Below are 20428 nucleotides of genomic sequence, written 5' to 3'. Positions count from 1 at the left end.
TTTTGCGTTCGCGCGCGATAGTTTTGTGCAATGCGTGCATCCGGGGGGAGTGAGGGACGCATCCGTGCGTTCTGGGTGCAGCGTTCGCGCGCGCAGGCCGGGGTGCTGGCCGCCACCGCCCTCACCGTGCTGGTGGTCACCCTGCTGGCGAGCACGATGGTCGGTCTGGCCGTGCGGTCGCCGACGGTCGCGGTGCGGCAGAGCATCGAGGCCGGTCCGGCCGTGTCGGTGGCGCAGGCGGAGCAGGGGACGCTGAGCTCCGACGCCGACGAGCAGGATGCGACCGTGCGGTCCATCGTCGCCACGCACTTCTCCGGTGCATCGGTCACGGTCGACCGTTCGGCGTACGTGGCCGCCGTGCCGCTCACCGGCGACAGGTCGATGCTCGCGCTCGCCGCAGACGACGACCTCCTCGCACGAGCCAGGCTCACCGCCGGCGCCTGGCCGACCGGGGCGAAGCAGATCGCCGTCGACGCCGAGCTGGCGAAGACCATCGGCGTCCGCGCCGGGTCGACGCTCAGCACCACGGGCGACACCGGCACGCGCACCTTCACCGTCTCAGGCGTCTGGCGTCCCGTCTCTCCGTCCGCGCCCGCGTGGCTCGGCCTCACCCCGGGGTCGGGCGGCACGGACGGCCGGGCCATCCTCACCCCCGACGCGCTCCGCACCCTGTCCGATTCCGAGTCCGTGCAGTGGGCGGTGGCACCGGATGCGCGCGCCACCACCGCCGCGCAGCTCCCGCGCCTGCAGTCCGGTTTCCGCACGGTCACGGATGCGCTCACCGAGAGCTCGACGGCATCCTCCTCTCCGTTCTCCACGCAGGGCGACGCGCTCGCCACCGTGACGGCGATGCGGCAGTCGGTGGGCGCGCTCGCCGCGGTCGTCCCTGTTCCGCTGTCGGTGCTGGCGGTGTGCTCCGTCGTCGCGCTCATCCTGCTCGCGCAGCTGCTCGCCCGGTCGCGGCTGGCCGAGACGCGCGTGCTGCGTGCGAGGGGCGCGACCGTCGGCGAACTCGTCGGCGCCGGCTCCGTCGAGGCCGCGCTGGTGGGACTCGTGGGCGCCGTGCTCGGCTTCGGGGCGGCGCAGGCCGTGCTGCTCGGGATGGTCGGAGGCGCGGTCGGCGGCGTCGGCGGGGTGCTCGAACTGGTCGCGCCCCCGCTGCTGGTGCTGGCGGCGGCCGTCGCCTGCTCGGCCGTGGTGACCGCGGGGTCCGCGCGCGCGGCGAGCGGGACGCCGGGAGCCCTGGAGGCAGGACGGGCGAGGACGACAGCATCCATCGGGGTCGGCGTGCTCGCGTTCGCCGCCGCCGGACTCACGCTGTGGCGGTTCGTGGCGTTCGGCTCCCCGGTTTCTGCGGACGGCCGGGTGGACCCGATCGGCGTCATCGCTCCCGCCGCCGTGCTGTGCGCGATCGCGGTGCTCGGTCTGGTGCTGTTCGGTCCGTCGGCTGCGGCCGTCGAGGGCGTCGCCGCGCGCGGCCGGGGCCTCTCCGGCGTGCTGCCCGCCCGGCAGGTGGGGCGGGGGCTCGCGCTGTTCGCCGCCCCGGTCGCGCTCATCGTGCTGACGGTCGGCGCTGCCACGTTCTCCGCCGGATACGTCGGCACCTGGTCCGGGTTCCTCCGCGACTCTTCCAGGCTCGTCACCGGCGCCGACGTGCGCGTCGACTCCGGGCTCGCCGGTGTCGTCCGCGGGCCGGAAGACCTGCCGGACGTGGATGCGCTGGCGGGCGTCCCTTCCGTGACGGCCGCGTCGCCGGGGCTGGTCACCGACGCGGGGCTCGGTCAGGGCACCGTCACGCTGGTCGCGCTCGATGCGGGACGGCTGCCGCAGCTGACCAGGGTCGGCGGGTACATGCTCGACACGGGCGACGTGCGCAGGAAGCTGACCGATGCGACCCGCCTTCCGGGGCCGGAGCTCCCGGCGGGGGCGAAGACGCTCACCGCGCAGACCGCATCCACCGCCGCTGTCACGTTCTGGGTGGTGGATGTGCGGGGAGCGCTCGCGCCGCTCGTCGCCGCGCCCGGCGCCTCCGGCCGGTTCAGCGCCACCGTGCCGGACGGTGGACGGTGGACGCTCGCCGCGGTGGATGCGCGACCGGCCGCGACCCAGGACGTGTCCGCCTCGACGGGCGCGACGGCCGCCACGCCGCGCATCCGCTCGGTCGCTGCCGGCTCGGACACCATCGACATCGCCTCCTGGAAGCGCGTAGACGGTGTGCGCGGCGCGGACGGCCTGGTGCGCGTCATGCCGCCGACGACAGGGAAGCTGCCGGTCGCGGTCACGGCCAGCGCCGTCCAGCAGGATTCGCTCGCCGTCGGCGACACGATCGACCTCGACGCGGCCTGGGTGTCGGCGCGGGGCACGATCGCCGCCGTCGTCGCCGCCGTTCCCGGCACGAGCGATCCAGTGGCGGTGCTGGTCGACCAGCGCGCGCTCAGCGACGCCGCCCTCCGCGCCCAGCCTGCTCCTCCACGACTCGGCACGGTCTGGCTGGCCACGGACTCCCCGGACGCCGTTGCCGCCGCCGCCCAGCGCCTGGCGGGTCCGGATGCCGTCGTGGCCGACGCCTCCGGCGACTTCGTCTCCCGGTTCATGTCGAGCGCCATCGTGAGCCTCTGGCTCGGGACGGCCGGATGCGCGCTGCTGGCCATCGTGGCCATCGGCGCCACCATCGCCGCTCTGCTCCGCGGGCGCCGCGCGGAGGTCGCCGTGCTGCGCGCGGTCGGGATGAGCTCGCGGCAGCAGGCCCGCAGCCGGCGGATCGAGCTGGCCGGGATCGTTGCGGCCGCAGCCGTGTTCGGGCTCGCGGGCGGTGTCGCCGTGTTCCTGCTGGCCGGGAACGCGCTCGCCAGGCTCTCCGTCGTCACCGCCCCGCCGACCCTGTCGGTGCGCGGTGCCGTCGACCTTCCCGCGCTGCTCGGCGCGCTCGTGCTGCTCGGCGCCGCGGTCGCGGTGGTGCTGTGGGCATACGGCCGAGCGGTGCGCAGGCAGGTACTGGACACGACGTACCGGGAGGAGACGCGATGACTTCCTCCCTCGGCAGCGTGGGCCTGGCGGTGCGTGCCGCCTCCGCCTTCCGGGGCGGGCTGATCATGCTCGGCGTCGTCGTGCTCGTCGCGACCACGGCGCTGACCGCCTGGCCGCGCTTCGCGAACACCCTCCTCACCAGCGACCTGCAGTACGGGCTCGACCAGGCGCAGCCGGTCAACCGCGACCTGGTGACAGTCGTCAAGTCGGGCATGGGCCAGCCGGGCGGCATCATCGTCGACGATCCGGGAGCGGCCTGGAAGGCCATGCCGGGAGCACTCGACGCTGTGCGCAGGGGCATGACGGCCCCGCTGCGCCAGGTGACGGAGAAGGGCCAGTACTCGGCGGCGTCCGAGGAGCTGCCGACCACCCCGCCGGCCGGAGCCTCCTCCGACGGCCACTACTTCGCGACCGTCGAGGCATACCAGCAGCTGCGCAGCGTCGCGACCCTGGATGCCGGCGCCTGGCCGGACAAGGCGACGGTCGCCACCCTGTCCACCGCGCCCATGCAACCGGTGCCGGACCCGGCCGCCCAGCAGACGGGGATCGTCGTCACGGAGACGGGCCCTCCTGTCAACGCGCAGGTGGTGATGACCACCGCGACGGCGAAGCTCGTCGGCTGGACCATCGGCCAGACCCGGATCCTCGGCGAATCGCGCCTGACCCTGGTCGGCACCGTCACCCCGCGCGACCCCGCAGCCGACTTCTGGAATCTCGACACCGTCCGGGCGTCCGGCAGCTTCGCCGACCTGGGCGACGCCGGCAAGAAGTACAGCGGCGTCGTCTGGGTGGCCGCAGACTCCTGGCCGACCGTTGCGCGTTCCCTTCCCGGCACGGTCACAGAGGGCTGGTTCCCCGTCGAGCCATCGGCCTTCAGCGTCGACGGGCTGGATGCGGTCAGCGGCGCCCTCGGCCGGTTCCTCGCCACCACGCCCACCGCCACCATCGGCGGCGTGCCGACGGCGCTCCGGTTCAGCACCCAGCTCGACCGCTCGCTCGCCGAGTACACGGTGAGGGCGCAGCCGGCGGCGACCCTGTTCGCCATCCTCGCCGCAGGACCCCTCGGCGTCGCGCTGGCCGTGCTCGTCCTCGGCGTGCGGCTCGTGCTCGGGAGGCGCAGGGACGCGCTCGCGCTGATGGCAGCCCGGGGCGCATCCCCGTCCCGGCTGCGCTGGGGGCTGGCGGCGGAGGGGGCCGCCGTGTCGATCCCCGCGGCTGCGCTCGGGCTCGTGGCCGCACTGCTGCTGACGCCGCGCGGCGGGCCGGCAGGACTCTCCGTGGCTCTGGCCGTGTGCTGCGCGGTCGCGCCACCGCTCATCCTGGCGGTGGCGGCCGGGGCGCTCGGCCCGCGCGACGACCTCCGCGGCGAGCGATCGGCGCGGCGGCGCTGGGGCTGGGTGCTCGAAGTGCTCGCGGTCGGGCTGGCGGTGGCGGGCGTCGTGACGCTGTTCCAGCGCGGCACGGCTGCTCCATCGCAGGATGCCGGGCTCGGCATCGACCCGCTCCTCGCCGTCACGCCCATCCTGATCGCTTTGGCCGCCTGCGTGCTCGTGCTGCGGCTCTACCCGCTTCCGCTCGGCTGGCTGGCCGCCCTGCTACGCAAGCGCAGGGGAGCCGTCGCGGCGATCGGCTCGACGACCGCCGTCCGGTCGCGCGCCGGCGGCCTGTGGCCGGTGTTCGCACTGGTGACCGGCGTGAGCATCACCGTCTTCTCCGCCGCCGTGCTGAGCACGGAGCGCGCCGGGATCGAGGGAGGGGCGCACGCGGCGGTCGGTGCGGACCTCAGCGTGTCCACTCCTGTGGCCTTCACCGACGACCAGCTCGACCGCCTGCGCTCGGTGCCCGGCGTCGCCCACTCCGCCATCGTCTACTCGGCGGGCGGCCTCGACGTGCGGGCGGGCACGCAGGGCGGCGACCTGAGCGGCTACCTCGTCGACCCGAAAGAGCTGGCGGCCGTCGAGGGCAACGTGCCGGAGAGCGCGCGCGTCTCCACGGCGCTGCGGGCGAGCGTCCCCGGGCGCACGGCGGCGGTGATCGGCGGCTGGAGCCCGAAGATCCCGGTGACGAGCGCCATCCTGTACACGGACACGACGGTGCACCTGGGCGTCACGGCGTTCTCGTTCACACCGGGCGTCTACATCCGGGATGCGGAGTGGACGATCATCGACAAGACCGGCCTGCCGTCCGCGATCACGCTGACGCAGCGGCCGTCGACGGTGCTCGTCGCGCTCCGCCCCGGTGCGGACGCCTCGGCGGTCCACGCCGCCCTCGCCTCCGTCGCCGGCCCAGGGTCGGTCATCGGGGATGCGGTCGAGCAGCAGTCCGTGCTGCGCAAGGCGCCGCTCGTCTCCGGGCTCGAGACGGTCGCGCTGGTCTCGATCGCGCTCTCCGCCCTGATGTGCATCGGCGCGCTGCTGCTGACCCTGGTGATGAACACCGCATCCAGGACCAGGCTGGTCGCCACGCTGCGCACCATCGGCTTCACCGGCAGGCAGACGGCCGGCCTGCTCGGCTGGGAGCTCGGACCGGTGCTCGCGGTCGGGCTGATCGCGGGCATCCTGGTCGGCCTCGCTCTGCCGGCGGTGGTGCTGACTCCGATCGACCTCACCGGGTTCACCGGAGGGCCGGTGCGGCCGGCCGTGGTGATCGATCCCGTGCTCATCGCCGGAGCGGCGGTCGGCTTCGCCGTCGTCACCGCCGCGGCAACACTCATCGCACTCGCGGGTGCGCGACGCCGGTCACCGGCGACCGTGCTCCGGGCAGGAGGGGAAGAATGACCGACATGACCACCACGCGCCAGGGTGCGGAGCAGCGGGATGCGGAGCTGCGGGATGCGGTGCACCAGGACGCCAGCATCGTCTGCTCCGACCTCGTGCGCATCTTCAGTGCGGACGGTGTGGAGGTGCAGGCGCTGCAGGGTCTCAACCTGCGCGTCGGCAGCGGCGACCTGGTCGCCATCGTCGGCGCATCCGGGTCGGGGAAGTCGACGCTGCTCGGCATCCTCTCCGGGCTCGACAAGCCGACGGCGGGCAGCGCGTCGGTGGCGGGCCGCGACCTGCTCGGCCTGACCTCCGCCCAGCGCGTCGACTACCGCAGACGCACGGTCGGCTTCGTCTGGCAGCAGACCTCCCGCAACCTGCTGCCGTACCTGACCGCCCGCGAGAACATCGCGCTCACCATGTCGCTGGCGAAGACGCCCGGCCGCAGGGAGCGGTCGCAGGAACTCCTCGACCTGCTCGAAGTGTCGCACTGCGCGGACAGGCGCCCCACCGAGATGTCCGGAGGCGAGCAGCAGCGGGTGGCCATCGCGGTCGGCCTCGCCAACGACCCGCGCGTCCTCCTCGCCGACGAGCCGACGGGCGAACTGGACGAGGCGACCTCCGCCGAAGTGCTCGAAGCGATGCGCGGCGTCAACAGGGAGCTGGGGGTGACGACGCTCATCGTCACCCACGACCCCGCCGTCTCCGAGCACGTCGCCCGCACGGTGCAGATCCGGGATGGGCGCACCTCCACCGAGGTGCTGCGCCGCACCGGCATCAGCGAGAGCGGCGACGAGCACACCGTGGCGGAGGAGTTCGCCGTGCTCGACCGCGTCGGACGCCTCCAGCTGCCGCCGGAGTACCTCACCACCCTCGGGATGCGCGACCGCGTCCGCCTCGCGCTCGAGACCGACCACGTCGGCGTCTGGCCGCACGACACGGAGACGGCCGAAACCACCGGAGGAGACTCATGACGCTCGCCGACGAACAGGCCACCAGCCCCATCAACGCGTCCGCCACCGCGCCCACCACCCCGCAACCCATCCTGCGCGCCGAGGGCGTCGGCCGCGTGTTCGAGACGGAGGCGGGCACGGTGACCGCGCTCGCCGAGGTGTCGCTCGACGTGCATCCCGGTGAGCTGCTGGTGGTCAGGGGCCGTTCCGGCTCCGGCAAGACCACGCTGCTCAACGTGCTCGGCGGCCTCGACACCCCCACCTCCGGGCGGGTCTGGATCGGCGACACCGAGCTGACCACCGCGTCGGAGGCAGAGCTGGTGCAACTGCGAAGGGAGAGCATCGGCTTCGTCTTCCAGGCGTTCGGCCTCGTGCCCGTGCTCTCGGCCGCCGAGAACGTGGAGGTCCCGCTCCGGCTGCTCGGCACAGCGCCCGCCGACCGGGATGCGCGCGTCGCCGAACTGCTCGACCTGCTCGGCCTCTCCGGTCACGCCAAGCAGCGTCCCACCGAACTGTCGGGCGGCCAGCAGCAGCGCGTCGGCATCGCCCGCGCGCTCGCAGCACGCCCGCGCATCCTGTTCGCGGACGAGCCGACCGGCCAGCTCGACAGCGTCACCGGCGCAGCGATGATGGACCTGCTCGTCGACCTCGTGCACAGCAGCGGCGTGGCCGCCGTCGTCACCACGCACGACCCGCTGCTGATGGCCCGCGCCGACCGCGTCCTGGAACTCCACGACGGCCGCACGCTCCCGCCGCAGCGCCGCCGCGGCCGTCACGCGGCCCCCGAACCGGACGCCGCTGCCGGTCCGGATGCCGCCCCCGGCACCTGACCACAACCGATCCGAATCTCCGTTCGAGCGGAGTCGAGCGCGGCTCGCCGCCGAGTCTCCGTCCGAGCGGAGTCTGCCGCGGCGTGTCGCCAGGAACTCCGCTGGAGTGGTCGCCGCCACGGCGGCTCGCTCACGGAGGACTTTCGGTCCGCCACGCCGAGCGCGACTCCGCTCGGGCGGAGTTTCCGACCGGATGGCCCCCGATCTCCGCCGCGGCGTCACACGTCCGGGCCGTCTCCCGGCTCGTCGTCCTCCTCGTCGGTGTCGGCGAAGGCCGCCAGCCCGTCGAGCGACGGCGCATCGTCCGTCCCGGCCGCCGCATCCGGATGCGCGGTGCCCTCGTCGAGGAAGCCTTCGCCGTCCGGGTATCCGGCCTCGTCGGGGTACTCGATCGGTTCTCGTTCAGCGGTCATCGCATCCACCTCGTCTCGCGTCGTGGCCGCGCGGGGAGCGCCGCCCTACGACCCAGCTTGCCCCCGTGCCACGATGCTGCGCCAGCCTCCCGCGCGATTGTCCGCGACGATCGCACGCAGGAACGCCAGCAGCGGCTCCCGCCGGATGGGCTGCCCCTCGGCGAATCCGATGGTGCGCGCCGTCGTATTGTCGTGTCCTGCCGTGACGAGTCCGTGCGGGTCCGGCACGATGCCCCCGTCGTAGACGAACAGATTCACGTGGTCTTTCGCCGCGAGGAACGCGCACACGGTGCCGTCGAGCACGAAGTACGGCCGGACGGTGCGTTTGATGGTCTCCTCGATGGCGGGGTCCGCCTCGTGGATGATGTCGCGCAGCTGCGCGAAGATATCACGCTGCCAGGCGGGCAGCCCGTCGAGGTACGCGTCGACGCGCGGGTCTTTCCGATACTCCGGGGCCATGCCTCAGGCTAGCCCCGGCGCGGGTCACGGCGCGATGGACAGGAAGATGAACGCCGCGAACAGCACCAGGTGGATGCCGCCCTGCAGCCGCACAGCACGCCCGGGCATGATCGTCAGGATGCTCACCCCGACCGTCAGGGCGAGCAGCACGATCTGGCTGGCGCCGAGCCCGAGATGCAGCGGTCCGGTGAGCCAGATGGATGCGACGGCGATCGACGGGATCGTCAGCCCGATGCTGGCGATGGCCGAGCCGAGCGCCAGGTTCATGCTGGTCTGCATCCGGTTGCGTGTCGCGGCCTTCGCGGCGGCGATGCCCTCGGGGAGCAGCACGAGCAGGGCGATGACGACGCCGACGAACGACTGCGGGAGGCCGACGGCTTCGACGCCGCGCTCGATCGACGGCGATTCCAGCTTGGCGAGACCCACCACCGCGACCAGCGCGAGGAACAGCAGCCCGAGGCTGATCATCGCGGTCCGGGTGGACGGTCGCTCGGCGTGGGTGTCCTCGTCGAGCGGTTTGCCTTTGGCGGTCACCGGGAGGAAGTAGTCGCGGTGCGCGACCGTCTGGGTGAAGACGAACATCGCGTACACGACCACGGACGCGATCGCAGCGAAGACGAGCTGGCTGGGCGAGAACTGCGGGCCCGGCGTCTCGGTGAAGGTGGGGAGCACCATCGTCAGCGTCGCGAGCGTGACCACCGTGGCGAGCGCGGCTCCGCTGCCCTGGGCGTTGAATTTGCTGCTGGTGTTCCTGGTGGAGCTGAGCAGCAGCGACAGGCCGACGATGCCGTTCATGGTGATCATCACCGCCGAGAACACCGTGTCCCTGGCCAACGTGGATGCGTCCTTGCCGCTCGACATCAGCGTCACGATCAGCCCGACCTCGATCACCGTGACGGCGACGGCGAGCACCAGGGAACCGAACGGCTCACCGACCTTGTGCGCCACGACCTCGGCGTGCTGCACGGCCGCGAGCACCGTCGCGGCGAGCACGAGGGCGACCAGCGTGACCAGCACGGGGCCGAGCTCGGCGTTCCAGCAGAGGACGAGCAGGATCACCCCGAGGATCGGTACGACGACCGGCCAGAACCGGATGATCCACGTGGTGAAGCCTTTCATGCCTCCCATCATGGCAGCCGACCCCCGGCCAGCCCGCCGCGACGACGAAAAGAGCGGCCCGCCGGATGAACCGGTGGGCCGCTCTCGATGCTGCCGGCGACGGAGGGGATCAGTTGGCCGGCGGCATCAGCACGGTGTCGATGAGGTACACCGTGGCGTTGGCGGTGTGGACTCCACCGCAGATGACCTTGGCCCCGTTGACCATGATGTCGTCGCCGCTGCCGGTGACGGTGACGTCGCCGCCCTCGACGGTCTTGTGGGTGCCGTCGATCTTGTCAGGGGCGATCTGGCCGGGCACGACGTGGTAGGTCAGGATCTTCTTGAGCGTGTCGGCTCCTGCCGGCGTCTTCAGGGTGTCGATGGTGGCGGCGTCGATCTTCTTGAACGCGTCGTCGACCGGTGCGAACACCGTGAACTCGCTACCGTTGAGGGTGTCGACCAGGTTCACGTCCGGGTTGAGCTTGCCGGAGACCGAGGCGACCAAGGTGGTGAGCAGCGGGTTGTTGCTTGCCGCGACCGCCACCGGGTCCTGCGCCATGCCGGTGACCGAGCCTGCGCCGGACGGGACGGCCTTGGCGTATGCGGCGCATCCGCTGCCGACGAGGTCGGCTGCCGGGTCCATCGCCGTCGCGCTGGGCGACTCGGAAGTCATCGACGACGACGAGCTGGACGAGCCGGAGCCCGAGCTTCCGGAGGAACACGCCGAGAGACCGAGGGCGGCCACTGCGGCGAGTCCGAGGGCGGCGATCATGTGACGCTTCTGAACTCGCATGGGAACTACTCCTTCTATGTGGGCTGTGGTGAGCCGCAGCAGCGGCTTCGAAGGGGGTTCGGGGCACGCACGGAATCGGATTGCGGATTCTTCGGATCTCTTCCGGATCAATCCGTGGGGCCCTCCGTTCCGAACGCCAGGCATGTACCTCACCCTCGCTCTCATCGGCTTCCTCGGCGGCCTCATCACCGGCATCTCGCCATGCATCCTGCCGGTCCTGCCCGTGATCTTCTTCTCCGGCGGCGCGCAGAGTGCGCGCCAGAAGACGGAGGAGACGGACCAGGCGGCGCAGACAGCACAGGCGGCGCAGACCGGATCTTCGTCCGGCACGACGCAGGCCGTGCTCACCGAGGAGAAGGTGAAGGAGAAGGTGCAGACCGTCTCCCGCTGGCGGCCGTACCAGGTCATCCTCGGCCTCGTCGTCAGCTTCAGTGTCTTCACGCTGGCAGGGTCGCTCATCCTGGCCTTGCTGCACCTGCCCCAGGATGTGCTGCGGTACGCGGGCATCGTGGTGCTCGTGCTGATCGGCGTCGGCCTGATCGTGCCGAAGTTCGAGGAGTATCTGGAGAAGCCGTTCTCCTGGATCCCGCAGCGCAACGTCGGCACCGAGCGTGGCGGCTTCGTCCTCGGCATCGCGCTCGGCGCCGTCTACGTGCCGTGCGCCGGCCCCGTGCTCGCCGCCATCACGGTGGCAGGATCGACGGGCCGGATCGGGCCGGAGACCATCGTCCTCACCCTCACGTTCGCCATCGGCGCCGCCATCCCGCTGCTCATCTTCGCGCTCGCCGGCCGCAGGGTCGCCGAGCGGGTGAAGTCGTTCAGGAAGCACCAGAAGGGCATCCGGCTCACCGGTGGCGTCCTGATGCTGGCCCTCGCCGTCGGGCTGCTGTTCAACCTCCCGCAGGCGCTGCAGCGGCTCATCCCCGACTACACCAGCGCCTTGCAGGACCAGTTCTCGAACTCGGACCAGGTGTCGCAGGCGCTCAACCTCGGCGGCATCGTCAACGACCAGAACAAGAACCTCTCCAAGTGCACGAACAACTCCGACCAGCTGCAGAGCTGTGGCATCGCGCCGGACATCACGGGCATCCAGCAGTGGTTCAACACCCCGGGCGATAAGCCGATCGCGCTCTCGCAACTGAAGGGCAAGGTCGTGCTCGTCGACTTCTGGGCGTACTCCTGCATCAACTGCCAGCGCAGCGTGCCGCACGTGGTGGCCTGGGACAAGGCGTACCGGGATGCGGGGCTCGACGTCATCGGCATCCACTCGCCCGAGTACGCGTTCGAGAAGGTGCCCGCCAACGTCGAGTCCGGCGCGAAGAGCTTCGGCATCACCTACCCGGTGGCCATCGACAACAACCTGAGCACCTGGACCAACTACCGCAACCGCTACTGGCCGGCCCATTACCTGATCGACGCCAAGGGCGTCGTGCGCAACGTGCAGTTCGGCGAGGGCAACTACGCCTCCACCGAGAAGCTCATCCGCCAGCTGCTCCAGGATGCGAAGCCCGGCGAGACCCTGCCGGCCGCCACCGAGCTGAAGGACACCACCCCGGTCGCGGGAAGCACGACGCCGGAGACCTACCTCGGCACCACCAAGGTCGTGAACTTCGGCGGAGACGAGAAGTACTCGTCCGGCACCCCGTCGTTCTCGTTCCCGGCGAAGCAGCGCTCCAACTCGTTCGCCCTCGACGGTGCGTGGTCGCTGAACACCCAGTTCGTCGAGCCGACGGGACAGGATGCGCGCATCCGGCTGAACTACAAGGCCTCCGAGGTGCGCATGGTCCTCTCCGGCAGCGGAACGGTCAGTTACACGGCGGACGGCGTCACCAAGACCATCGACGTCAGCGGCACTCCGGACTCGTATCGGCTGCTGAAATCGGCGACGGCGAAATCCGGAAATGTGATCGTGACCATCCCGAAAGGTGTTTCGGCATACTCGTTCACCTTCGGATGATGATCAGATAGGGGCATGACTTCTTCCAGGATCGTCACAGCCTCCCTGATCGTCGCCGGCGTCGCGCTCGCGCTGACCGCATGCTCGGCCTCCACGCCGAGCGGGTCGCCGAGTTCGACGCCGGCGTCGTCGTCCACCACGTCGTCCTCGTCGCCGCGGCCGAGCGCATCCAGCACCACCGTCCCGGTGGACGGCCAGTGCGACACGGCGAAGCTGACCGGCTCGATCGGACAGGGCGGCGGGGGAGCGGCGGGCAGCGTCGAGGTGACGCTGGTGCTGACGAACACCGGCACGACGGCGTGCGCGCTGCAGGGCTGGCCGGGGGTCTCCTTCGTCGGGGACGGCAACGGCACCCAGCTCGGCAAGGCGGCGGACTTCGACAGGTCCACGCCGCACCCGACGGTGAACCTGGCTCCGGGCGGCACCGCGACGGCGCCGCTGAAGATCGCGCAGGCGCTCAACTACTCGACCTCCGACTGCCAGCCGAAGCCGGCCGACGGCTTCCGCGTCTACCCGCCCGGATCGAAGGAGTCGCTGTTCATCAAGGACGCCGACGTCACCGCGTGCACGTCCGACACGATCTCGCTGCTGACGGTCGGCGCGCTCGTTCAGGGCTGAACATCCCGGATGTCGGTGGTCCCCTGCACACTGGGGACATGCCGACGCCGCGCGAGAGACTCCTGCTCCTGTTCGAAGCCGAGCATCCGGAGACGGCGGATCGCTCGGCGAAAGACGAGGCGATCCGCCGTACCTTCGGCATCGACCCCGCGCAGTACCGCGCGCTCGTGGCCGAGCTGCTGCGCGACGCCCATCGGGATGCCGCCTGAGCAGAGCATCCACGTTCCGTCAAGGCGGTTCACGGATGTCGTCGATGCGCCTACCGTTCGTGTTCCAGCCAATCGACACGAGAGATGGGATGCTCATGGCCAAGACCACGACCACGACCAGCGCGAAGACCACCACCAGGACCGCAGGATCGCGGGCGCCGGGCAGCGCCTCCGCCGGTGCACACACCACTCGGCGGGAGCACGCGGAGAAGGGGTTCGTTGCGTCGCCCGAGCTCGTCGCCGACCTTCAGCGCGTGCACGTCGACCTGATCGAGCTGCACCTGCAGGGCAAGCAGGCGCACTGGAACGTCGTCGGCAAGAACTTCCGCGACCTGCACCTGCAGCTCGACGAGATCATCGAGGCGGCTCGCGAGTTCAGCGACGAGGTCGCCGAACGCCTGCGCGCTCTGCACGCCACCCCGGACGGCCGCAGCGCCATCGTCGCCAAGACGACCAGCCTGCCCGAGTTCCCGAACGGGGAGGTCGACACGGCGGAGACCGTCGACCTGATCACCGAGCGGCTCGAAGCCACCGTCGCGACGATGCGCGAGGTGCACGACGAGGTGGACGAGGCCGACCCGACCTCGGCCGACCTGCTGCACGCGATCATCGCGGCACTGGAGCAGTACGCGTGGATGGTGAGCGCGGAGAACCGCACCCCCGCCACGCGGTGAGGCCCGCGCAACAGAGCTACCTCGACGCGGCCGCATCCTGCTCGGGCAGGGTGGGGCCGTTGCTCGCTGCGCTGGAGGGTGCTGGGGGAGCTGCTGATGAACTCGCGCCGTTCCCCGGCGAGGGCAGGACGGCCGAGCGGTTCGCGTTCCTGCAGCGCGTCGCCACGGAGGACGTGACCGCCGCCCGCGTGCTCGAACCACACCTGGATGCTCTCGCGATCCTGCACGAGGCCGGTGTGGAGCCCCCACGGCCGGGCTCGACGTTCGGGGTGTTCGCGGCGGAGGCGCCCGGCGCCGTGCTGCGCGCGGCTCCTGCCGCGGGCGCTGCCGGTGACGCCGACGCCTGGGTGCTCGACGGCGTGAAGCCCTGGTGCTCGCTGGGCGCCCGGCTGACGGATGCGCTGGTGACAGCCACCACGGAGGGCGGCGACCGGCGCATGTTCCTGGTCTCGCTCCGTCAGCCGGGCGTGACGGCGGAGGACACCGCGTGGGTCGCCCGCGGCCTCGCCGAGGTGCAGAGCGGTCCGCTGCGCTTCGACGGCGCCACCGCCCGTCCCGTCGGCGGCCCTGGCTGGTATCTCGACCGCCCAGGATTCCGCTGGGGTGCTGTCGGCGTCGCCGCCGCCTGGTGGGGCGGCTGCCTGCCGTTCGCGGACGCGCTGATCGCGAAGGCGAAGCGTGCCGGCGCGAACCAGCTGGCTGCATCCCGCGCCGGCCGGGTGTACCGCAAGCTCGACGCCGCCCGCGCGCACCTCGCGTCCGCCGCGGCCGTCATCGACAGCCAAGAACCCAGCAACGACGATGCGGCCGCCATCGCCCACGCCGTGCGGGGCACGGTCGCCGATGCCGTCGTCGAGACCCTCGCCGCCGTGCGGGACGTGCTCGGCCCGGCCGCGCTCGCCTTCGACGAGTCACTGGCCCGCCGCTACGCCGACCTCGACCTGTACGTGTCCCAGTACCATCGCGGTCCGGACGACGTCTCCCTGGCCGCACACCTGCCGGACGGCGGCCCGCGATGGTAGCGTTCGACGCCCTCCGCACCGTGACGTCCGCCGCCGAGTGGGAGGCGCGCCCGGAGTGGTCGGAGGTCGAGACGATGGATGCGCAGGCCCTCGACGCGCTGGACGAGCTGGTCGTGTTCTCCGCGCATCCCGACGACGAGACGATCGCCGTCGGCGGGCTGCTGGCGCTCGCCGCAGAGAGGGGGATCCCGGTGCGGGTGATCGTCGCGACCGGTGCGCCCGGAAACGACGAGTCCGGCCAGGACGACCACAGGGCTGACGAACTCCGCGCCGCCCTCGACCGCCTGGGAGTGGATGCGCGCCCGCAGTTCCTCGGCCTGCCGGACGGCGCGCTCAAGCACCACGCAGACCGGCTGCGCGCGGAGGTCGAGCGCGCGATCAGCGCGCCCGCCGCATCCACCGGCCGTCGCTGGCTTCTGGCGCCGTGGCCGGGCGACCGCCACGGCGACCACCGCACGCTCGGCAGGGAGCTGGGCGAAGCAGCGGCGCAGACCGGAGACATCGTCTTCTTCTACCCGGTCTGGCTCTGGCAGTGGGGAGAACCGGCAGACATGCCGTGGGATCGCGTCGTGGGCCTCCCGCTCGACGACCGCAGCCGCGCGCGCAAGTCGACCGCGCTCGACGCCTTCGCCTCCCAGCACCACACACCCGAGAACGAGGACGGCGTGCTCACGGCCGAATTCCTCGCCCGCGCCAAAGAGGGCCGCGAGATCCTCCTCCGGCCCGAGCGCCACGGCTCCGACGACCTGGCCGCACATTTCGAGGCGCTGCACCGCGAGAGCGACGACCCGTGGTCCGTGCGCTCCCGCTGGTACGAGCGGAGGAAGAGGGCGGTGACCGTCGCGAGCCTTCCGCGGGAGCGGTACGGGAGCATCCTGGAGCTCGGCGCCTCGGTCGGCGCCCTGACCGGCGAGCTGGCCGGCCGCGCGGACACGGTGCTCGCCGTCGACGGTTCCGCTGCGGCGGTCGAGACGGCCCGCAGCCGCCTGGCCGGACGCGCGGGCGTCACCGTCGCCCGGATGCGCGTGCCCGGCCAGTGGCCGGACGGCGCCTTCGACCTCGTGGTCGTCTCCGAGCTCGCCTACTACCTCGCCGACGACGAGTGGCGTGCACTGACCGCCAGGATCGTCGGCTCGCTGGCGCCGGGCGGCGAGGTGCTGCTCTGCCACTGGCTCGGCTCGGCCGACGACTTCGCGCAGAGCGGTGAGCAGGCGCACGCGACGTTCCGGGCAGCGTCCGGGCTCAGCGCGACCGTCGTGCACCGGGATGCGTCATTCCTGCTGGAGGTGTTCTCGTGACCGCCGCCATCGAGCGCGCCCCCATTGAGCGCGTGGTCGTCGTCGTCCCTGCCAGAGACGAGGCGGAGACGCTGGCGACCTGCCTCGACTCGATCATCCGGTCGGGCCGCGCTCTCGAACGGCACGGGATGCGCGCCCCCGTCATCGTGCTCGTCCTCGACTCCTGCACAGACGGGTCGGCCGGGATCGCGGCGGGGTTCCCGTCGGTGATCGTGGCCGAGACGAACGCCGGGAGCGTCGGCCGCAGCCGGGCGCTCGGTGCGGCCATCGGCCTCGAAGAGGCGGGCGCCGACCCCGCGGCCGTTTGGATCGCGACGACGGACGCCGACGGCTCGGTACCCGAGGAGTGGCTGGCCCAGCACCTCGACTGCGCGCTGGCGGGCGCCGACGCGTTCGTCGGGGCTGTCGTTCCCCCGCTCGACGACCTCGACCCGCTCCGCCGTCACGCCTGGCTGTCGAGGCACCATCCCGGTGCCACGCTCGGCCACGTGCACGGCGCGAACCTCGGCGTGCGGGCAGACGTGTACCTCGCGGTCGGCGGCTTCGCCCCCGTCGCCCTCGACGAGGACGTCGCCCTGGTCGAACGCCTCCGGGCACGGGATGCGCGCATCGCGGAGACGGAACTGCATCCGGTCACCACCTCGGCCAGGCTCACCGGCAGGGTCGACGGCGGGTACGCCGGATATCTGCGCGGGCTGATCGACGAGGCGGGCTGACCCAGTAGCGTTGGAGCGTGCGCATCGCCCTGCCCAGCACCCCGAAGTGGATCATCCGCCTGGTGGTCGTGACCGCTCTGGTCGGCATTGGAGCCGGGATCGGCGGCGGGCTCGTCTACCTCGCGCTGCACGCGATCCAGCACCTCGCCTTCGGGTACTCGGAGGGCACGTTCATCGACGGCCTGCTGCAGGCGCCGCCGGTCAACCGGGTGGTGGCGCTCGCCGTGGCCGGTGTGTTCGGCGGCGTCGGCTGGTGGGCGCTCCGCCGCTGGGGACGCCTCCAGCCGAGGCACGCGATCGTCTCGGTGGAGTCCGCGGTCGGCGGGCGCAGGATGCCGTGGTTCGTCACCATCGCGAACGCCGGCCTGCAGGTCGTGATCGTGGGCCTCGGCGCATCCATCGGCCGTGAGGTCGCCCCGCGCGAGCTGGGAGCGCTGGCCGCCGACTGGCTGAGCGAGAGGGCTGGGGTGAGCGCTCGGGAGCGCCGCATCCTGGTCGCCTGCGGAGCGGGTGCGGGCTTGGCCGCCGTCTACAACGTGCCGTTCGGCGGCGCGGTGTTCGCCGTGGAGATCCTGCTGGCGGAGATCAGTTTCGCGACCGTGTTGCCCGCCCTGGCGTCGTCGGCCATCGCGACGCTGGTCGCCCGCCTCGTCGTCCCCGCCAACCCGCTCTACCCGATCGAGCAGTTCCCGCTCTCCCCGTCGGTGGTGGTCTGGGCGGTGCTCGCCGGTCCGGTGATCGGCCTCGCGGCGATCGGCTTCGTGCGCCTGATGCAGTACGCGCGGGCCATCCGCCCGAAATCCTGGGGCATCCTGATCGTGATGCCGCTCGTGTTCACGGCGGTCGGCGTCGTCTCGCTCTGGTTCCCCGCGATCCTCGGGAACGGCCGCTCGCTCGGCCAGCTGGCGATGACCGCCTCCCTCCCCGTGCTGCTGATCCTGGCGATCACGCTGCTGAAGGTGTTCGCGACGGCGGGCACCATCGGCGCCGGAGCTGCGGGTGGCACGCTCACCCCGTCTCTGGCGGTCGGGGCGGGTCTCGGCCTCACCATCGGCGCCGCCTGGAATCTCGTCTGGCCCGGCGGTGCCCCCATCGCTGTGTTCGCCCTGGTCGGAGCCGCCGCCTTCCTCGCGGTGACTATGCGTGCCCCGCTCACCGCCCTGCTCCTGGTGATGGAGTTCACCGCCCAGGGCCCGGACATGTTCGCCCCCGTCATGCTCTGCGTGGCCGGTGCGGTGGCGGTCGGCTATCTGTTCGAGCGGGGCCGCGTCACCGGGGTGGCGTGACGCGGTGAGAACGGGATGGAACCGTTCGGGAGCGACCGGACAGTAGTGGGTATGAGCACGGATGATTTCGACGAGGCGGCGTCCTGGTCGGCAGCGCGCGGAGGGGACAGTGCCGCGTTCGCGGCGTTGTTCGACCGGCACCGCGACCGCGTCTTCGGCCACGCCCTGAGACTCCTCGGGCAGCGGCACGACGCCGAGGACGTGACAGCGGTGGTCTTCCTCGAGGCCTGGCGCAAACGGGATGCGGTGCGCGTCGTCGACGGGTCGATCATCGGCTGGCTGCTGGTGACCACCACGTACACGGTCCGCAACCACACCCGCAGCCTGCGCCGTTACCGGTCCGCGCTCGGCAAGCTCCCCGCTCCGCGTCCGCAGGACGACCACGCCGCCCACGTGCTTGACGCGCTCGACGGCTTCGAGCGCGACAGGAAGGTGCGGGACGCCTTCGCCAAGCTCAGCAGGCAGGACCAGGACGTGATCACGCTCTGCGTCCTGGAAGAACTGACCACCTCACAGGCCGCGCAAGCGCTCGGCGTGCCGGACGGAACCGTGAAGTCACGGCTGTCCAGGGCACGAAGGCGCCTCGCAGAGCTCGCATCCCCTCTCGCCGACGATCGACCCCTGTTCGAAGGAGGTGCCCGATGAGCGCCACAGAGTTCACCCAGGAACGCAGCGACGCCATCCGGAGGCTGCTGATCGACACGGTCGATGCGGAGCCCCGTCGCCGCCGCCGCTTCCAGATCCTGGTCACCTCGGTCCTCGCGTCTGCCGCCGTCGTCCTCGCAGGAGGCACGGCCGCGCTGGCTCTGACCGGCGTGATCCGGTTCGACTCCCCGCCGCCACCTCCGCCCGTGCCGAGCGTGACGGGGACGCCGACCCCGACGCCAACGCCGACCCCGACGCCCACGAAGGGCCCGAGGGCGATCCACGTGCAGTCGACCCCCATCCAGCCGACGGATGTGCGCACCCTGCCCGCCCGCCCGTCGTGGAGCATCGACCTGCCCGGTGACACCAGCACCTGCCAGTACACCTACGTCTACGACATCGCCGACGGTCTCGCCCTCTTCGTCGTGGATGCGAACCACGCCACGGATGCGAAGGCCGGCTGCGAGCTCGAGCACGGCAACGCTGCACTCGCGATGGTCGACACCGTCGACGGTTCCGTGCGCTGGACGAGGGAGTGGAACTGGGAAGGAAACGAGGGCATTGGGACCTTCCTCTCCATCCTCGGCACCTCCAACAGGGCGCTGTTCACCGACGAGAGCGGGGGCGGCGGTCCCCGCGACATCATCGATCTGGCGACCGGTGAGACCGTGGCGACGCTCCCGACCGATTTCGGCTCGTATCCGAACTGGCAGCTGACTCCGGTCGGGGACGACAGCGGCGACATGATCTGGACGAAGCCGACCCCGGATGCGTCCGGTGAGGCGACGAGCTACACGATCGAGCGCGTGGACCCGCGGGACCTCACGCATCCACGGTGGTCGACACCGCTGCAGGCCACGAAGGCGTCCCTCCACGTCCCGAACTTCGCGGCTTCCGGCCTGGTGCCGCTCGAGTACCTGGCCACCGGGCAGGTGAACGGCTGGCAGTCGGCACTGCTCGACATCGGCACGGGTGCGCTCGGCCATCAGGCCGCCAGCGCCGCCCACCTCCCGATGGGCGACGTGATCGTCGAATACCGCGACCAGGTCGACGGCATACCGACGACCATCGCCGGCCTCGACCAGACCACGGGCGACACGCTCTGGACGATGCCGTTCCCGCGGGGCGCCTCGATCTCGGAGGCGAGGACCACGGCCAGCCGCCCGGGCTGGTTAGACGGCATCGACGCAGGAGCCCCTTCTGGCGATCTGGTCCTCACCACCCCGTCGACCCTCACCCGCATCGACAGCAGAACCGGCGCGGTCGAACTGACGGCCGACATCGCTCACTGCGGCATCAGCCAGTGGTTCTGGAGCAACGGAAGCCGCGACGTCGTCGCCGACCAGGAGCGCAACTCCCTGATCGTGATCAGCGGAGCGAACGACACCTGCTCCATCGACCGCGACACGGGATCCCCGACCCCCGTCGCAGACAAGGACTCGGCCCACTGGCCGCTCTACGGCCCAGAGGTCACGTACCTGAACAGCGCCACCGTCATCGCTCCGGGCACCGGGGGCGCATACGACCGCCGAACGGGCGAAGAACTTTGGACGACCCCGACGGCCCAGGGCGAGAACTGGTTCTTCGCCGGAGGCATCCTGGTGCGCCAGGTGGGGCACCACGTGGAGTCGGTCGGGTGACGGCGGTTCGCCGATGATCGGCCCAGCAGCG

18 protein-coding genes are annotated in these 20428 nt (G+C 71.6%); 14 read left to right on the top strand and 4 right to left on the bottom strand.

The genetic code is table 11. The features are described from left to right. The first annotated feature begins 30 nt into the window (after positions 1 to 30). The 4 genes from HF024_RS14200 to HF024_RS14185 are packed head-to-tail and all read left to right on the top strand — an operon-like array spanning position 31 to position 7569. Positions 31 to 3027 (top strand): ABC transporter permease, encoded by a 2997-nt coding sequence (locus HF024_RS14200; RefSeq protein ID WP_168689972.1) that lies wholly within the window; start codon positions 31 to 33, stop codon positions 3025 to 3027. Further along, a complete protein-coding gene (locus HF024_RS14195) occupies positions 3024 to 5804 on the top strand; it encodes an FtsX-like permease family protein (RefSeq protein ID WP_168689971.1) in 2781 nt (926 codons plus the stop codon). The genes HF024_RS14200 and HF024_RS14195 overlap by 4 nt, the downstream gene beginning before the upstream one ends. A gap of 5 nt (positions 5805 to 5809) precedes the next feature. Beyond that, a complete protein-coding gene (locus tag HF024_RS14190) occupies positions 5810 to 6760 on the top strand; it encodes an ABC transporter ATP-binding protein (protein WP_168690916.1) in 951 nt (316 codons plus the stop codon). After that, positions 6757 to 7569 (top strand): ABC transporter ATP-binding protein, encoded by an 813-nt coding sequence (locus HF024_RS14185; RefSeq protein WP_168689970.1) that lies wholly within the window; start codon positions 6757 to 6759, stop codon positions 7567 to 7569. Before HF024_RS14190 ends, HF024_RS14185 begins: the two co-directional genes overlap by 4 nt. Positions 7570 to 7787: 218 nt before the next feature. Here the strand turns inward: HF024_RS14185 and HF024_RS14180 are convergent, their stop codons facing one another. The 4 genes from HF024_RS14180 to HF024_RS14165 form a co-directional block, all read right to left on the bottom strand. Next, the gene (locus HF024_RS14180) at positions 7788 to 7982 is read right to left on the bottom strand and encodes a hypothetical protein (protein WP_168689969.1); all 195 of its coding nucleotides are present in this window, start codon (positions 7980 to 7982) and stop codon (positions 7788 to 7790) included. 45 nt (positions 7983 to 8027) lie between these two features. Continuing rightward, entirely contained in the window at positions 8028 to 8441 is a 414-nt protein-coding gene (locus HF024_RS14175; protein WP_168689968.1) for a DUF1801 domain-containing protein, read from the bottom strand. Positions 8442 to 8465: 24 nt separating this feature from the next. After that, entirely contained in the window at positions 8466 to 9560 is a 1095-nt protein-coding gene (locus HF024_RS14170; RefSeq protein ID WP_085371024.1) for an ionic transporter y4hA, read from the bottom strand. Between the two features lie 109 nt (positions 9561 to 9669). After that, positions 9670 to 10332 carry a fasciclin domain-containing protein gene (locus HF024_RS14165; RefSeq protein ID WP_085371023.1) on the bottom strand — a complete coding sequence of 221 codons (663 nt, stop codon included), beginning with the start codon at positions 10330 to 10332 and terminating at the stop codon, positions 9670 to 9672. A 142-nt stretch (positions 10333 to 10474) separates the two neighbouring features. Between HF024_RS14165 and HF024_RS14160 the strand changes: the two genes are divergently transcribed. From HF024_RS14160 to HF024_RS14115, 10 genes are all read left to right on the top strand, one after another. Then, positions 10475 to 12289, top strand: coding sequence for a cytochrome c biogenesis protein DipZ (locus HF024_RS14160; RefSeq protein ID WP_168689967.1), 1815 nt, complete (start codon positions 10475 to 10477; stop codon positions 12287 to 12289). A 15-nt stretch (positions 12290 to 12304) separates the two neighbouring features. Next, complete coding sequence (locus HF024_RS14155; protein WP_168689966.1) at positions 12305 to 12907, top strand: DUF4232 domain-containing protein; 603 nt, start codon at positions 12305 to 12307, stop codon at positions 12905 to 12907. Between the two features lie 38 nt (positions 12908 to 12945). Next, positions 12946 to 13116: a DUF3263 domain-containing protein gene (locus tag HF024_RS14150; RefSeq protein ID WP_143466040.1), complete on the top strand. Its 171-nt coding sequence runs from the start codon at positions 12946 to 12948 to the stop codon at positions 13114 to 13116. A 95-nt stretch (positions 13117 to 13211) separates the two neighbouring features. Next, a complete protein-coding gene (locus HF024_RS14145) occupies positions 13212 to 13790 on the top strand; it encodes a DNA starvation/stationary phase protection protein (protein ID WP_085371052.1) in 579 nt (192 codons plus the stop codon). After that, the gene (locus HF024_RS14140) at positions 13787 to 14812 is read left to right on the top strand and encodes an acyl-CoA dehydrogenase family protein (RefSeq protein WP_247597125.1); all 1026 of its coding nucleotides are present in this window, start codon (positions 13787 to 13789) and stop codon (positions 14810 to 14812) included. The genes HF024_RS14145 and HF024_RS14140 overlap by 4 nt, the downstream gene beginning before the upstream one ends. Continuing rightward, positions 14806 to 16110 (top strand): bifunctional PIG-L family deacetylase/class I SAM-dependent methyltransferase, encoded by a 1305-nt coding sequence (locus tag HF024_RS14135; protein ID WP_168689964.1) that lies wholly within the window; start codon positions 14806 to 14808, stop codon positions 16108 to 16110. The genes HF024_RS14140 and HF024_RS14135 overlap by 7 nt, the downstream gene beginning before the upstream one ends. Further along, positions 16107 to 16826 (top strand): glycosyltransferase, encoded by a 720-nt coding sequence (locus tag HF024_RS14130; protein ID WP_247597124.1) that lies wholly within the window; start codon positions 16107 to 16109, stop codon positions 16824 to 16826. The genes HF024_RS14135 and HF024_RS14130 overlap by 4 nt, the downstream gene beginning before the upstream one ends. A 17-nt stretch (positions 16827 to 16843) precedes the next feature. Further along, entirely contained in the window at positions 16844 to 18112 is a 1269-nt protein-coding gene (locus HF024_RS14125; protein ID WP_247597123.1) for a chloride channel protein, read from the top strand. Between the two features lie 51 nt (positions 18113 to 18163). Continuing rightward, positions 18164 to 18757, top strand: coding sequence for a sigma-70 family RNA polymerase sigma factor (locus HF024_RS14120; RefSeq protein ID WP_168689963.1), 594 nt, complete (start codon positions 18164 to 18166; stop codon positions 18755 to 18757). Continuing rightward, the gene (locus HF024_RS14115; protein ID WP_168689962.1) at positions 18754 to 20397 is read left to right on the top strand and encodes a PQQ-binding-like beta-propeller repeat protein; all 1644 of its coding nucleotides are present in this window, start codon (positions 18754 to 18756) and stop codon (positions 20395 to 20397) included. Before HF024_RS14120 ends, HF024_RS14115 begins: the two co-directional genes overlap by 4 nt. Positions 20398 to 20428: the final 31 nt, after the last annotated feature.

The organism is Leifsonia sp. PS1209, assembly GCF_012317045.1.
GTDB lineage: Bacteria > Actinomycetota > Actinomycetes > Actinomycetales > Microbacteriaceae > Leifsonia.
Note: the sequence above shows the minus strand (reverse complement) of the source record. Positions and strands in the feature narration are given on the sequence as shown.